This is a genomic window from Pseudomonas salomonii (assembly GCF_900107155.1).
Classification (GTDB): domain Bacteria; phylum Pseudomonadota; class Gammaproteobacteria; order Pseudomonadales; family Pseudomonadaceae; genus Aquipseudomonas; species Aquipseudomonas salomonii.
This window is the reverse complement of the sequence record NZ_FNOX01000001.1, coordinates 36811-51269: the sequence shown is the minus strand read 5'-3', so window position 1 is coordinate 51269 and position 14459 is coordinate 36811. Positions and strand designations below refer to the sequence as shown.

The 14459-nt window shown below is 59.9% G+C and carries 14 protein-coding genes and 1 tRNA gene; 7 read left to right on the top strand and 8 right to left on the bottom strand.

The genetic code is table 11. The features are described from left to right. Positions 1-3: 3 nt before the first annotated feature. The 8 genes from sctR to BLV67_RS00205 are packed head-to-tail and all read right to left on the bottom strand — an operon-like array spanning position 4 to position 8007. Entirely contained in the window at positions 4-657 is a 654-nt protein-coding gene (gene sctR, locus BLV67_RS00240) for a type III secretion system export apparatus subunit SctR (RefSeq protein ID WP_065929672.1), read from the bottom strand. Further along, positions 654-1664, bottom strand: a complete 1011-nt coding sequence (locus tag BLV67_RS00235; protein WP_068931442.1) for a FliM/FliN family flagellar motor switch protein — start codon at positions 1662-1664, stop codon at positions 654-656. The genes sctR and BLV67_RS00235 overlap by 4 nt, the downstream gene beginning before the upstream one ends. Next, on the bottom strand, positions 1664-2119 hold the full coding sequence (locus tag BLV67_RS00230; RefSeq protein WP_065929674.1) for a type III secretion system HrpP C-terminal domain-containing protein: 456 nt from the start codon (positions 2117-2119) through the stop codon (positions 1664-1666). The genes BLV67_RS00235 and BLV67_RS00230 overlap by 1 nt, the downstream gene beginning before the upstream one ends. Next, positions 2116-2544 carry a type III secretion system stalk subunit SctO gene (sctO, locus tag BLV67_RS00225; RefSeq protein WP_069787934.1) on the bottom strand — a complete coding sequence of 143 codons (429 nt, stop codon included), beginning with the start codon at positions 2542-2544 and terminating at the stop codon, positions 2116-2118. The genes BLV67_RS00230 and sctO overlap by 4 nt, the downstream gene beginning before the upstream one ends. Further along, complete coding sequence (locus BLV67_RS00220) at positions 2531-3886, bottom strand: FliI/YscN family ATPase (protein WP_065929676.1); 1356 nt, start codon at positions 3884-3886, stop codon at positions 2531-2533. The genes sctO and BLV67_RS00220 overlap by 14 nt, the downstream gene beginning before the upstream one ends. Further along, positions 3883-4782: an FHA domain-containing protein gene (locus BLV67_RS00215; protein WP_065929677.1), complete on the bottom strand. Its 900-nt coding sequence runs from the start codon at positions 4780-4782 to the stop codon at positions 3883-3885. Before BLV67_RS00215 ends, BLV67_RS00220 begins: the two co-directional genes overlap by 4 nt. 37 nt (positions 4783-4819) lie before the next feature. Continuing rightward, a complete protein-coding gene (gene sctV, locus BLV67_RS00210) occupies positions 4820-6913 on the bottom strand; it encodes a type III secretion system export apparatus subunit SctV (protein ID WP_069787933.1) in 2094 nt (697 codons plus the stop codon). Then, on the bottom strand, positions 6910-8007 hold the full coding sequence (locus tag BLV67_RS00205; RefSeq protein ID WP_065929719.1) for a TyeA family type III secretion system gatekeeper subunit: 1098 nt from the start codon (positions 8005-8007) through the stop codon (positions 6910-6912). Before BLV67_RS00205 ends, sctV begins: the two co-directional genes overlap by 4 nt. A gap of 262 nt (positions 8008-8269) precedes the next feature. Here BLV67_RS00205 and BLV67_RS00200 point away from each other — a divergent pair, with 262 nt between their 5' ends. The 7 genes from BLV67_RS00200 to pgeF all read left to right on the top strand — a co-directional run bounded on the left by BLV67_RS00200 (position 8270) and on the right by pgeF (position 14236). Beyond that, on the top strand, positions 8270-8821 hold the full coding sequence (locus BLV67_RS00200; protein WP_065929679.1) for an RNA polymerase sigma factor: 552 nt from the start codon (positions 8270-8272) through the stop codon (positions 8819-8821). Positions 8822-9175: 354 nt separating this feature from the next. Then, a tRNA-Met gene (locus BLV67_RS00195) sits at positions 9176-9252 on the top strand. Between the two features lie 95 nt (positions 9253-9347). Further along, on the top strand, positions 9348-9914 hold the full coding sequence (gene rimJ, locus BLV67_RS00190) for a ribosomal protein S5-alanine N-acetyltransferase (RefSeq protein ID WP_068932764.1): 567 nt from the start codon (positions 9348-9350) through the stop codon (positions 9912-9914). After that, entirely contained in the window at positions 9911-10744 is an 834-nt protein-coding gene (locus BLV67_RS00185; protein ID WP_069787932.1) for an EamA family transporter, read from the top strand. Before rimJ ends, BLV67_RS00185 begins: the two co-directional genes overlap by 4 nt. 96 nt (positions 10745-10840) lie before the next feature. Beyond that, positions 10841-11620, top strand: a complete 780-nt coding sequence (locus BLV67_RS00180) for a PhzF family phenazine biosynthesis protein (protein WP_069787931.1) — start codon at positions 10841-10843, stop codon at positions 11618-11620. 35 nt (positions 11621-11655) lie between these two features. Next, positions 11656-13485 (top strand): gamma-glutamyltransferase, encoded by a 1830-nt coding sequence (gene ggt / locus BLV67_RS00175; RefSeq protein WP_074854381.1) that lies wholly within the window; start codon positions 11656-11658, stop codon positions 13483-13485. 25 nt (positions 13486-13510) lie between these two features. After that, on the top strand, positions 13511-14236 hold the full coding sequence (pgeF, locus tag BLV67_RS00170; RefSeq protein WP_069787930.1) for a peptidoglycan editing factor PgeF: 726 nt from the start codon (positions 13511-13513) through the stop codon (positions 14234-14236). Positions 14237-14459: the final 223 nt, after the last annotated feature.

The following is a 14459-nucleotide window of genomic DNA, read 5'->3' as shown; positions in this document are numbered from 1 at the left end:
CACTCAGAGATAAGAAAAGAAGAGGCTGTCGAGCAGCCGTGACCACCCGGAAACCATCACGAACAACAACAGTTTGAGCGGCAGGGAAATGGTCATCGGCGAGACCATTTGCATGCCCAGTGCCAGGAGCAAATTGGAGACAATCAGGTCGATCACAATGAACGGAATATAGATGAGGAAGCCGATCTCGAACCCTGCCTGCAATTGCGACAGCACAAAGGCAGGCACCAACAGAATCAGGTCTTCTCGCTGAACTTCCTGGGCCATGGCTGCCGGCCATAGGCGCCCAGTGTTCTCCAGCAAGTGCGTCAACACATCCGGGTCAATATTGCGCAGCATGAATGCCCGCAAGGGTTTGATCGCCTCCCCGCCGGTGTGCAGGGCCATCTGCACACTGCTCAAATCCAGCGGCGATACCTTGATGGTTTCGGCGATCTCGTAACCCACCGGCGCCATGATGAACAGCGTCGCCGCCAGTGCGATGCCATTGATGGCCATGCTGGGGGGTACTTGCTGCACGCCTATCGCGTTGCGGGTAATCATCAGCACAATGACAATTTTCAAAAACGCCGTACACACAATCAACAGCATGGGCATCAGCGACAATGCCCCCAGGAAGAGTGCAAGTACGAAGGGGTCTATGCCCTGAATGCTCATCGAGAAAAAACCACTCGCGTCACCTGCAGGCCCAGGCGCCCATCCACTTCCACCAGCTGCCCCTGGCCGATCGGCCGATCTCCGTAATAGAGGCCGGCCATTCCCGGCGCATAACCGGTTATACCTAATACTGAACCCTCAACCAGATTGCGCAGCTCGCCCAGCGTCAGGTTCAGCATTCCACAACGCACACTTAACGCCATGCTCAAGTCATCGAACGGTTCGTGCCCGAATACTTCCGCCACAGGTTCATCTTCCGGCTCAGCGTAATAGGATGCTGAAAAGTCCTCGTCCACACTCGTGTCCTCTATAGAAGTCAGGGTCAGGCACAGCGGCCCGGTTTCATCGTCAATGCAGCCGTGCAGGCGCTGCCTGCCAACCTGCACGTAGCCATTGCCCTGGGCTTGAAAAAAAGCCTGTTCGAGCACCAGCACATCACCCACCCGCAGGCTGCGCACGTGTGCGATGGGTAGCTGCACGGTCCCAAGGGGCACGGCAATTGCCAATTTGAACTGCGCCGGCATCGGCGCGGCGATAGAGCGCCAAGGTGCGGCCTCGCACATCGCCAGAAAGCTCTGGTGGGCCAGCCACATGTAGCCCACGACCCGAGAGTCCCCCAATGTCACGCTGAATCGGCAGCCGAAACCCACTGGGCGCGCAGTCACCCGCAATCGCATATAGCCAAACAGCGCTTTCACTTGGGGGCTAAGGTGGTGCTCAAACAGCGCCCAGAACCACGAGTGAGGGTCGTTTCCAGCCTTGGCCAATGGCACAGGGCATTCACCCAGCAGGCTCAACAAAGGCCCCGCCTCAGCGAACGCCAGCACGCCGAGGGCGGTTTCAAAGCACAGTGCTTCCCCACCAACAGGCGTACGCCCGGGCTCGATCAGCAGCTCACCCTCTTGCCCTGCCACCTGAAACGGCAAACGCAGCCCGCGCCCCAGCCTGCGGCGCGCAGCCACCGTGTCTTGCTTGACTACAGGCAACGCCAAAAAGGGCACCTTCATCACGAACGGTCACCTGGCAGGTACAACCTGACCGTTTGCCCCAAGGCTTGCGTACACCGTTCCTGGCACTGCTGCCGCACGCCACGCAGCCAATGGTTGGTGGCATCGTCTTGCGCATCCAACTCTATGGCCCAGGCGTTCTGATCACGGTGTACCAAGGCGTTGATCCGGCCTTGGCGTGGCATGCACAGCACGAACTGCAGCGGCCACTGCGCACCCGCCTGAATAGGTGCCACTAATTGCTCGATCAACACATCGGCCCTGGCTGCCTCAACTGAGGCCTTGATATCCAGGCGCGAATGCCCAAAACGTTTCTCTGCAGCACCGCCTGCAAGCAGATGCGCAAACAGTCGCCCTTGCTCCAAGGGAACGTAGCCGCCAACGCCAGGCTCGCGTTCCTGCCGTAGCTCACGCGTGCGGCGGTGCTCAGGCGTGGTATTTGAAACCTGTGTCATAGCGAATCCTGAGCGAGTAAATTGGACAGTTCCTGAAGTTTTTCGACCTGGCGCAAACATTCCGTGGCGTGTTTCTGGGCACTGTCCACCTGGATGTCCCTGTCCTTGTGCTGCGCTTGCAGTGCCTGCACCTGGCCTTCGTCCCGCTGAGTGCTTGCCGACAACGACCGTTCTTGTACTCCCCAGGACTTCAGCGCTTTGAGCGTCAGCACCTGGCCCTGATGCTGGCTGAGCAACTGCGCACTTTGCCGAGCCTCCTCCTGACGGGTTTGCTCAAGGGTTTGCTGGGCATCCTGGATATGTGCCAGCAGGGTTTGCCGCGCTCGTTTGGCCTCACGCAAGGCCCGTTCAGCACGGTCGGCCCGATGACGGCGCAGGCGCCGCAGGGTCTCGATTTCAGCCATCGACACGTCAGAATGGGACATAGGCCGTCAGCTCCTTGAGTTGTTCCAGTGTTGCCGCCATCGGCGAGGGTTCACGCAAATCCTGGCGCAGGAAACTGTCCACTGCGCTGCGGCTGTCTACCGCCAAGTCGGTCAATGCATCGCTACCCGGCTGGTACTCGCCCAGCTTGAGCATCAGCTCGATCTGCTGGTACGCCGATAACAGCCGTCGTAGCGCCGTGCCGGCCTGGATATCCCCAGGCTCGGCGACGTTACTCAAGATCCTCGAAAGACTGGCCAATACGTCCACTGCCGGATAGTGCCCACGCTCGGCCAGCTTGCGAGACAGCACGATATGGCCGTCCAGCAGCGAGCGCACTTCATCGGCCACCGGGTCGCTCATGGAGTCCTGCTCGATCAGCACCGTATAGATCGCCGTGATCACACCTTCGCGCGTCAACCCGGCGCGCTCGACCAACCGCGGCAACAGGCTGTATACCGAAGGTGGCAGGCCACCACGGCCCAGAGGCTCGCCGGCGGCGAGGCCAATTTCACGCTGGGCCCTGGCGAACCGCGTGAGGGAATCGATCAAAAGCAGCACGCGCTTGCCCTGGCGTCGGAAGCCTTCGGCCAAGGCTGTCGCCGTGAAGGCTGCGCGTGCCCGCTCCATGCTCGAACGATCAGACGTGGCACACACCAATACTGCTTTGGCGCGCAGTTGATCATCGAGCTCATGATCAAGAAACTCGCGCAGTTCTCGGCCTCGTTCGCCGATCAGGCCGAACACAATCACGTCACACTCAACGTTACGGGCAATCTCCGCCAGCAGCGTAGTCTTGCCGCAGCCAGCCCCGGCAAACAGGCCGACGCGCTGCCCCTCCCCCAGCGTCAACAGACCATCGATCGAACGCACACCGGTGGCCAGCGCGCGGTTGATGCGCGGCCTTTCGGTGGGCAACGGCGCTTCGCACAAAACCGCACTGGTATCCGGCGAGTCGACCAGCGCAAAAGCGCTGGCGCCTTCTCCGGTAATTGGCCGCCCAAATCCATCCAGCACCTGGCCCAGCAACTTCTCGCTGACCTGTACCTGATGGGAGATGCCCAGGCGCTCTACGCTGGCCCCCACGCGCACACCTTCCAGGTTACCCAGCGCACTGAGTACCGCGTCCTGCTGGTCGAAACCGATAATTTCGGCGAGCATGTAATCGCCCTGCTTTTCCACCTGGCACAAGTCGCCTATGCGTGCCTGAGGCAGTCGACATTGCAATAACATGCCGTTCACACGCTGCACGCGCCCGCGCATCGTCACAGGCGCAAAACCTGCCAGCGTCCGGGTCTGTTGCCGTTGCCATGTGTCGAGGCGCGCCTGCAAGTCCGTAATCACCAGCGCACCTCATAGCGCTGCGCACCCTCGAAAACCACCTTGCTGTTGTCAATCATCACCAGGCGCAAGTCGTCCACTTGGTCGCCCACAAACAGTCGGGTGCCATCCTCCAGTACGACGTGACCGTTCGCCCCTCCAATGATCTGAACGATCTTGAACGGCAGCTCGTTGTCGTGCGCACGCACTCGGCTGATCACTGGCACCACGCTGTCGAACTGCTCACCGAAACGGCCGAGCATGCGTGTCACCAACGCCAGATCCTCCTCGGAAACATCGCCGTTAAGCGCAACCTGGCCATTGATGACCTGCAAACTGACCCGCTGGATCAAATCACGCTCACTGAGCATATTCAGCAACTGCTGGCGCACCTCGAACGGTGAGGCCAATTCGACTTTCTGCGGCACTGCCGGCATCAGCGAGGCCTGGGGATCACGCTCCCCGGTGGAAGCGATGCCCGCCAACATGATGATGACTGCAACCACCAGCACCACACTGATCAAGCGCTTTTGCTGCGCGTGTCCAAGGGCCGACAATTTGAACGTCCGGGGCGCTTCTTTGGCCATAACCGTGGCTGACGTTGCCGGGGCGGGCGTTTCGGGCCAGGGCTGATCGGCCAAGGCGACATACAGCCGAATGGCGCCCATACCAAATTGTTCGCCCAACTCCAGAGGCGTGATCTGCGCCACTACCTGCCCTTTTTCACCCTGCAACAACCCCGCCTGGGCCTGCACCGACCATGTGGATCCGACCAGCCGCAACAACGCATGCTGCTCGGCGATCCCCGGATCACTCAGCACCAAGTCAGCCTCAGCATGAGCACCGATGCTCCACTGCTCACCGAACAGCGGCAGCGCAGCGCCTTGGTGCAGGCCATCGAGAACACGCAGCTCGAACATTATTGGTCGCTCCGCTGTGCTGAAACCGGCGCAGTCTTCATGCCGCCGTACCACGCATCAGATCGGTCTGGCCGAGATCAAATCGGCCCAATACTTTCACCTTTGAGGTGCTTCCCAATTCGGCAAATGACATCACGGGTACATGGTTGAACTCTTCGAGCAAAAGAGTGCGCAAGGGGCTGCGCAAATCCTGCGCAACCAGCATCACGCTCTTGGTTTTGGGGCGAGTCACGAAGGCTTGGTTGAGCAGGTTGATCAGTGACGCGCTGCTGTCATTATCAAGGGCGAAGAACACCCCGGTCTGAGTCTGGCGCAGCGATTCGCGCAGCACGTTTTCGGTCTGTGGAGACAGTAGCCACGCATGCAGGCCGTCGTCCTCACTGTACTGGTGGAAAATCTGCGATTTGAGCGCAATACGCGCATAGTCCGCCAAAGCGTCCGGCTCTCGTTCATGCTGGCCGTATTCAATCAGCGACTCAACAATCAACCTCACGGCACGCAGCGGTACCCCTTCGCCAGCCAAGCGTTGCAGGACAGCCGAGAAACGCGACAGCGGCATGATTCGCTGTAGCTCCTGCACCAGTTCCGGCTGGTTGTGCTCAAGCCAGCTGAGAATCGACTTGCTCTCCTGGATCCCCAGGAACTGGGGACCGGAAAGCATCATCGCCTGCTTCATGCGCTCGACGATCAGGTTCGTCGAAGTGAAGCGCTCAAGCGTGGGATCATCAAGCAGAGGATCATCTGGCGCCAACCACACCCAATCCTGCTCTTCGCGCTCGACCAGGCCCGGTATCGCGTGCTCCGGTATCTGCGCCAAGGCTGTACGCTCCACGGCCACCTGCTTAACGACCGAAGCCTTGATCATCGGCACTTCGTGTACGCAGAAGCGCATTTCGTCGTCTGCCAACGAGTCGTCGAGTTCGACTTCGAACGGCGGCAGCGTCAGCCCGATATTCGCAACGAGTGCATTTCGGGTTTGACGAAGGCCATGAACCAGATCAACCACCTCAGGCGTTCCACGCAATACGGGAGAAAACTGCAGGAGATAGGGGCGAGACGGGTCAAACCCGCGCAAGTCCTCTTCACCGTTTTCTTCCGGGCGCACGGCCTGCTTGACCTCGGCCGCGGGAGCCTCTTGCCGTTGACGCTGACGAGCAAGGTAATAGCCCAGGGAGCCCGTCATCAGTGAGATAAGAATGAATACCAGGGTCGGCATACCGGGCAACGCCGCAAACGCGAGCATGCCCACCGACGCAATCATCCAGCTCTTGGGTTCGCTGGTCATCTGACGAGCGATTTCTGCGCCCATGTTAGTGACGCCCCGGCGCCCGTCCGGCGCGGCGCGGGTGATGATCATCCCCGCCGTCAGCGAGATCAGCAGCGCGGGGATCTGTGCAATCAAACCATCACCGATGGTCAGCACCGAATACAACGCAATGGATTCGCTGGCGCTCATGCCATGCTGGAACATACCCGTGGAAAAGCCACCCAACAGGTTGATCAGCACGATCACCAGACCTGCAACAGCATCGCCCTTGACGAACTTCATGGCGCCGTCCATCGCCCCGAACAGCTGGCTCTCGCGGGACAACTGATCGCGCTTGTCCCGCGCCTGATTGCCGTCGATCAGCCCTGCACGCAAGTCGCTGTCGATAGACATTTGCTTGCCAGGCATCGCGTCCAGGCTGAAGCGTGCGGCCACTTCGGCAACCCGCTCGGAACCCTTGGTGATGACCAGAAAGTTGACCAGGGTGAGGATCATGAAGATCACCAACCCTACCGCCAGGTTGCCACCCACCACAAAGTTGCCGAACGCCTCGACGATGTCGCCGGCATCCTGCTCCAGCAGGATCAACCGCGTGGTCGCAATCGACAGTGCCAGACGAAACATCGTGGTGAGCAACAGAATCGAGGGGAACGACGAAAACGCCAAAGGCCCGGGCAGGTAAAGCGCCAGAACGATCAACAAGCAGGCAATACAGATGTTGAGCGCGATGAGGATATCCACCAGCCAGGTCGGCAGCGGCACGATGAAGATAAAGACAATGGCCAGTACCACTACAGCACCAAGGACTTCAGCACGTTGTGCGACCTTGAGCAGCCAGTGGTTGATAAACGCCAGCGCCGTCACATCAACGCCCTCGGCTCAGCCTGGCCCTTCTCCAGGCGCGTGAACTCATCCATCACGAGCAGGAAGTTATGCAAAGCCTCCTCGCGCCCACGCGAGTCGCGCCATAAGGCCGCAGGCAAACCCTTGATCACGGGATAGAGCGCATTGAGCGAGGCCAACTGGCGAGCCGCCGCATCCCCAGCCAATTCATCCGCCAGCAGTTGAACCTCGGAGGGGGCAATGCCATTGCCGGCATAACCCAATAGACGCTGCAACAGGTCAACGGCGTCGTGTTCAACGTTCAAACGCTGAACCAGTTCTTGGCAATTAGACAGTACCCCGCCCAACTGACCACAGCTCTGTAACCCCAACAAAAGCGTGCGCAATTTAGCGGTGGGAATCGATGAAACGTACGCCGCAATATCATCCGCCAGCGCCCGGCGCATGAGATTGAGCCCGACCTCAAACTGCTCGCCACCGTACTCTTTCAAAAGCGCCTGCATCATGCTGGCCAGGGATTGGCGCAATACCACATTGGCGTAGTAGAGCGTACGTATTGCCTGGCATTGCGCAGGATCATCACTGCCTGACTGCAAGGCCAGGGCAATATTGAGGCCCGCCTGGATCTCCCTCTTGTACTGAATCTCCAGCTTGGCCAGCGCAGCACGTGCCAGCGCTGCCTCGCTTTTGACTTGCGCGTCACGCGTCGACGCTGCCTGGGTCTGGCGCACGAGTGCTTCGGCTTGCGCCGTCAGCTGACGAAGCACGACATAGGTACGTGCAGGGTCTCCACCCGTGAGGTCGACTAACTTTTCGAGACTCTGCTGGCGCTCCAGATACTGCCTGGCCACGATGACCATCTTTGCCAGGCTTTTCTGGGCGGGATGGCCGAGTCGATCATAGATCTGCGCGAGCTGCTCGACAGGTGTGACAGGCCCGCTAATGGCGCGTCGGGTCAACGCGGTGCTGTGAGCGGCGGCTTCCTGGCTGAAAATACCGGCGAGCGCATCCAGACCTGGCGCGACATCCGGCGATCGGGCCGGGGCGACCTTCTCGGCAACGGACGGCTCCAGGCGCTGGATTCGGTTCAGATCGGGGTTGAATTCGACTTTCATGGGCATGCCAGGACAGGGAGTTTGTGTCTCTATGTGGCAACCCCGAGCCATACAGTTCCATCAAAACCACAAACGCTCTCTGCTTTGAAAATACCCGCACAAAATCACCTGCCGTTTTGCAAATACCTGCGCAAAATCACACCATTTCAATATATTTATATATATAAATCAGCAAGTTAAGAGATTTTTTCATTTGGCACAGCCAGTGCTAAAGGGTTCACGTCGAACTTATTTCGATAGCGTCTACCCTGAGGAAAAAATCGTGAATATCCCTATTGAAGCTTTAGCGCAGCTTGTCGGCGACTCGCCTCAATTCATGCTCCAACTGACGGACGACCAGCAGAAAAAACTCCGGCGTTTTATTCATAAACGCGTACTCAACCCCGAAGACGCTGACGATATCCTGCAACTGACCTACCTGGAGGCTTGGCGCAACCGAGAGCGGTTTAGTGGCCAGGCCACCCTCAGTACCTGGATGTGCGGCATTGCGCAGAATCTGGTGCGCAACCATTTCCGGCGCCTGTATGCCAAACCGGTGCATTGCGAATTCGATGAATCGCTGTGGCATGGTCAAGAGGAAAACAAGAATCTGGATTGGGAATTCGAGATCAACCGCCGACTGGAAAATACCTTGAGCGCCATCGATCACTTACCGGCGGAAATGCGCAAGACGCTCTACGCTTCGTTGGAAACCGATGGTAGTTACCAAGACACCGCCGACGTGCTGGACATCCCTATCGGCACCGTTCGCTCACGCCTGTCACGTGCGCGCGAACACTTGAAACGCGTCACGCACAAACCGTCGCAACCGTAAGCTGGCCCTGGGGGGCAAGCGTTGGGCGGCAGGGATATCTGCCCAACCGAATTACACTTTTTTCGTACGCTGAAATCGGATCACAAGCCGCGCCTGATGGCACCCTGGAGATCATCCTCAAATGGCCTGCAGCGCCACACCCTTGCGATCACGCATTCAATACAGTCAGCACAACACCGCAAAGCCCATGTGGGAGCAAGCCCCAGCTTGTATCTTCGTGGCTGAAATACCCGTATTCGCCACACCACTCGTCGCCGTTTGGCCTTATTCTGTTTAAACAGTTGAAAGCGTAGATAAATTTTTAAAATAAACGCTTGACGCATATGCGTTCTACGCGAATAATGCGCGCCACTTGGCTACGTAGCTCAGTTGGTTAGAGCATAGCATTCATAATGCTGGGGTCCGGGGTTCAAGTCCCTGCGTAGCCACCAAGTACTAAAAACGGCTTACCGAAAGGTAGGCCGTTTTTTTATGCCTGCAGAAAAGCCCTCAGGCATACTCGCCCCCAACCACAAGGAGGCGATACGTGAACCCCCTCTTCCCCACCAATGGCATCACCACCGACCGGCTGACACTGCACGCCGCTCACCCTCGTCACGCCCTGGCCTTGCAAGCGCACCTGGTGCAAAACCGCGCCTACCTTCAACCCTGGGAGCCGGCTCGCAATGATGGCTTCTTCGAACTCAGCGCCATTACCCAGCGCCTCGAAGTCATGGCCGAGAAAACCGCCAACGGTGAAGCCTTGCATCTGCTGATACTGCGCGACCGCCGGATAATCGGCAGCTGCAACTTCAACAACATCGTGCGCGGCGCGTTCGAGGCCTGCCATCTTGGCTACGCACTTGATGAAACGGCCCAAGGCCAAGGGTTGATGCGCCAGGCGCTGAGCGCTGCGATTGACTATGTGTTCGCTGAGATGAAACTGCATCGAATCATGGCCAACTACAGGCCGGAAAACCAACGCAGTGCACGCCTGCTTGAGCGGTTGGGCTTTGAGCGAGAGGGGTACGCGCGGGCCTACTTGAAGATCAATGGCGCGTGGGCGGACCATGTATTGACGTCGCTGATCAACCCCGTGAACGGTGACGCATGAGCCTCAGCGTATTCGCAATCATCATGCTGGGCGCCGCCCTTCACGCCACCTGGAATGCGGTGGTCAAAGGCGGCGTCGACAAGCTGCTGACCACCTGCATGATCGCCTCCGCCGCTTCTTTGATTGCGCTGGCGGCCATCCCGTTTCTGGCGCTGCCGGCCAGAGAAAGCTGGCCCTTCATCGGCGCATCGGTGGTATTGCAGGTGCTGTATTTCGTGCTGGTGGCCTCGACCTACCGCATTGCCGACATGAGCCAGACCTATCCGATCATGCGCGGCACGGCGCCGCTGCTGGTGGCATTGGTGAGTGTGCTGGTGTTGCACGAGCCGCTGTCGGCATATGCCTGGCTTGGCATTGGCGTGATCTGCCTGGGTATCTTGAGCATGGCCGCAGCGCCCTCGGCCGGGCATAACAAAGGGCTGGTGCTGGCGCTGATAAACGCTCTGGTGATCGCCGGCTATACGCTGATCGATGGCCTTGGCGTGCGCAAGTCCGGCGCACCCGCGGCTTACACGCTGTGGATATTTTTGCTGACGGGCATCCCGCTTGCCGCGTGGGCTTTAGCCGCCCGGCGTGCAGCGTTCTGTCACTGCGTCGCCCACCACTGGCGGCTTGGCGCCGTCGGGGGCGCAGGCACTGTGGCGTCATACGGTCTGGCGCTGTGGGCGATGACACACGCACCTATCGCGACGGTTTCGGCCTTGCGTGAGACCTCAATCCTGTTCGGCGTAGTGATTTCGGCCTGGGTGCTCAAAGAGCATCTCACGCGGACTCGCATCATTGCCGCCGGCATTATTGCCGTTGGGGCGATGGTGTTGCGCCTGGGCTGACCTGGACACATGCGCACAAAAAAACTGAGGATCTGTACTTTGACGCTCCAGGTAACCCGCTGCTAGTGTCCTGCTTCCCTACATGGAGCACCTGTGATGAAACTGGATATCTATCAAGTCGACGCGTTCAGCCAACAGGTGTTCGGTGGTAACCCCGCGGCCGTGTGCCCGCTGACCGAGTGGTTGCCCACCGAGCAACTGCACCACATCGCCGCCGAAAACAACCTTTCGGAAACCGCCTTTTTCGTGCCCCGTGGCGAGGTCTATGAGTTGCGCTGGCTCACCCCCGAAGTCGAAGTGGACCTGTGTGGCCATGCGACATTGGCTGCCGCCTGGGTGTTGATTCACAAGCTGCCGAATGCGCCTGAAGTCTTGCGCTTTGCCACCCGCAGCGGTGAGCTTCGCGTGACGCGCAATGGCGACGAACTGGCAATGGACTTCCCGGCCAAACAGCCCGAGCGTTGCGAGCCGCCAGCCGGCCTGTTGAGCGCGCTGGGGCTCGAACACGCCGAGGTGTATGCCACTGATGACTATATCGTTCTCGTTGAAGACGAAGCCCAGGTCGCGGCCCTCGCGCCAGATTTTGCACGCCTCAAGGGCCTGCCCAAACGCGGGATAGCCGTGACAGCCAAAAGTACACGCTTTGATTTTATTTCCCGTTGGTTTGGCCCGAACGTGGGCGTCAATGAAGACCCGGTGACCGGCTCGGCCCACACCTCGCTGGCACCGTTCTGGGCCGAGCGCCTGGGCAAGTCGCAGTTGAGCGCCGAACAGGGCGGCAAGCGCCGTGGGCAACTGCGGTGTGAACTCAATGGCGACCGCGTGATCATTTCAGGCCATGCCGCACTCTACCTGCAAGGCACGATTTACCTGTAAAAAGGACCACCCAAGGACAACAGATCATTCTCAAAATGAACGGAGTTCAGCGCGTGTTTTCGATTTCCCGCCGTCAACTGTCGATGATTGCCGCAGCGCTCGCGCTGGCCGGCTGTCACACCCCCGTCAACGAACAGCCTCCGGCACCGGAATTGGGCTCGGGTTACCGCACCGACCTCACCACCCGCCACGCCGAACGCCATATGGCCGCCGCCGCCAACCCGCTGGCGGCTGAAGCCGGGCGCGAGATGTTGCGCCAGGGCGGTTCGGCGATTGATGCGGCGATTGCGATGCAGGCAGTGCTGACCCTGGTGGAGCCGCAGTCATCCGGCATCGGCGGTGGCGCGTTCATCATGCTGTGGGATGGCAAAAATGTGCACGCCTATGACGGCCGTGAAACAGCACCCGCCGGCGCGACTGAGCGCTTGTTCCTGAAGGCCGACGGCACACCCATGGCGTTTCCCGAGGCGCAGATTGGCGGGCGCTCGGTCGGCACGCCGGGCGTCTTGCGGGCACTGCAGATGGCGCACCAGAAGACCGGGCACCTGCAATGGGCCAAGCTGTTTGAACCGGCGATTCGACTGTCGGAGCAAGGCTTTGCGATTTCCCCACGTTTGCACGCGCTGATTGCTGCCGACCGCTACATTCCCCAGTCGCCGGAAATGGCGGCCTACTTTCTGAACGCCGATGGCTCGCCTAAAGCCACCGGTACACTGCTGAAAAACCCGGCACTGGCTGCGGTGTTCAAGCGCATCGCCAAGGAAGGGCCAGACGCGCTGTACCAGGGGCCGATTGCCGATGAAATCGCGCGCAAGGTCCAGGGCAATCGCAATGCGGGCAGTCTCTCGCAGGCCGACCTTCGAGGCTACACCGCCAAGGAACGCACGCCGCTGTGCACCGATTACAAGCAATACCGGGTGTGCGGCATGCCGCCGCCGTCGTCGGGCGGGATAGCCGTCGCGCAGATCCTCGGCACCTTGCAGGCGGTGGAGGCCCGTGACCCGCGCCAGGCCATCGCGCCGATGAAACCGGTGAAGAGTGCATCGCCTGCGGGCCTTGAGCCTACGCCCGAAGCCGTGCACCTGATCGCCGAAGCGGGGCGCCTGGCTTTTGCCGACCGCGCGCTGTATGTGGCCGACTCGGACTTCACCCCGGTACCGGTCGCGGGCCTTGTCGCACCCAACTACCTGGCACAGCGCGCCGCCCTGATCGGCGAACGCAGCATGGGCATTGCCAAGCCGGGCACGCCGGCGGGCATCCAGGTGGCCTACGCGCCGGACCGCTCGCCGCTGCGCATCTCCACCTCGCAAGTGGTGGCGGTGGATGACCAGGGCGGCGCTGTGTCGATGACCACCACGGTAGAAGCGGCGTTCGGTTCCCACGTGATGGTTCAGGGCTTTTTGCTCAACAACCAGATGACCGACTTTTCGTTTATCCCGCAAGAAAACGGCCGGCCGGTGGCCAATCGCGTCGAGCCCGGCAAACGCCCGCGCTCGGCCATGGCCCCGACCCTGGTGTTCGACCGCCAGAGCGGCGAGCTGCTGGCGACGGTGGGCTCTCCAGGCGGTTCGCAAATCATCGAGTACGTGAGCAAATCCCTGGTGGCCATGCTCGACTGGAACCTCGACCCGCAAGCCGCCATCAGCCTGCCCAACTTCGGCAGCCGCAATGGCGCGACCGAATTGGAGGCCGGCCTGTTCAGCCCGGCGTTGAAACAGGCGCTGCGCGACAAGGGCCACGCGTTGAGCGAAATCGATATGACCAGCGGTATCCAGGCCATTGTTCGCACGCGCGATGCTCAAGGCAAGGTCACGCTGAGCGGCGGCGCCGACCCTCGGCGCGAAGGCGAAGCAGTCGGCGACTGAATGTTCTACGAACGGAGAGAGTGCCGTGCAGCAGGCTGATAATCTCGGCGCCCTCCCCGGCGTCGACCATGGTTTTTGTTCAATCAATGACCCGGCGCGCCCGGACGCGGTGTTCATCTGCAAGCAGGTGCACAGTGCCACGGTGATTGAATGGCAGGCGCAGCTGGCGACCAACAGCGTGGCGGCCGATGGCGTGTTTACGCGCAAGCATCAACCGATTGCGGTGATCACAGCCGATTGCCTGCCCATTCTTATCGCGGCTCAAGACGGTGCGAGGGTCGCCGCGGTGCATGGCGGTTGGAAGGGGTTGCAGGGTGGGATCATCGCCAATGCCGTGCAGCAATTTGCCGACGAAGGCATCGCCGTGGAGCAGTTGCAGGTGGCTATCGGACCGTCGATCAAAGCGTGTTGCTATGAAGTGAGCGAGGACTTTATAGCGCAGTTTCAGGCCGACCAAGGCCACCTGTGGCGTGACGGTCGGGCGCCGTGGAGCTTCGTACAACCGGCGCCATTGCTGCCCCCCGAAATTGCCCCGCCCTATGCCAGGCAAACGGGAAGTGCCTGGTTTGATTTGAGCGGCTACGGGGTGATGTTGCTGCAAGCAGCAGGATTCAAGCGTGAGCAGATCGACGTCAGTGAAGTGTGTACATATTGCACTTCCGCCAGCTTCGCCAGCTATCGCAGGCGCATGCATCACCCTGAAGAAGCGAAGACGTTGATCTATTCGTGGATTGCTCGCACAGACCGGTGAAAGATAACCTACAACCTCTATTCTCAAATTCCGTTCAAGGGTTGCTGCGCAAAGTGCCATGTCATTTTTTGCGGTAAAAAGCCCCTTGAGCAGACGCCCCTCCCCTGCGATTTTCTGGCTCGTTCCTTCTTGCCAGAGGCTACGTCAAAGACGTAGTATTTCGCGTGTTAACGATCATAGAGTCTCCGCTTTTCAGCAAGCTATGGCCCGACTATTGGACCGA

Excerpts from the sequence above, each read along its gene's own strand:
- BLV67_RS00185 (WP_069787932.1), top strand. The coding sequence starts at position 9,911 with ATGAGCCTCAGCGTATTCGCAATCATCATGCTGGGCGCCGCCCTTCAC.
- BLV67_RS00205 (WP_065929719.1), bottom strand. The coding sequence starts at position 8,007 with ATGAAAGTCGAATTCAACCCCGATCTGAACCGAATCCAGCGCCTGGAG.
- BLV67_RS00235 (WP_068931442.1), bottom strand. The coding sequence starts at position 1,664 with ATGAAGGTGCCCTTTTTGGCGTTGCCTGTAGTCAAGCAAGACACGGTG.
- BLV67_RS00230 (WP_065929674.1), bottom strand. The coding sequence starts at position 2,119 with ATGACACAGGTTTCAAATACCACGCCTGAGCACCGCCGCACGCGTGAG.
- sctR (WP_065929672.1), bottom strand. The coding sequence starts at position 657 with ATGAGCATTCAGGGCATAGACCCCTTCGTACTTGCACTCTTCCTGGGG.
- ggt (WP_074854381.1), top strand. The coding sequence starts at position 11,656 with ATGAACGGAGTTCAGCGCGTGTTTTCGATTTCCCGCCGTCAACTGTCG.
- BLV67_RS00215 (WP_065929677.1), bottom strand. The coding sequence starts at position 4,782 with ATGTTCGAGCTGCGTGTTCTCGATGGCCTGCACCAAGGCGCTGCGCTG.
- sctO (WP_069787934.1), bottom strand. The coding sequence starts at position 2,544 with ATGTCCCATTCTGACGTGTCGATGGCTGAAATCGAGACCCTGCGGCGC.
- BLV67_RS00180 (WP_069787931.1), top strand. The coding sequence starts at position 10,841 with ATGAAACTGGATATCTATCAAGTCGACGCGTTCAGCCAACAGGTGTTC.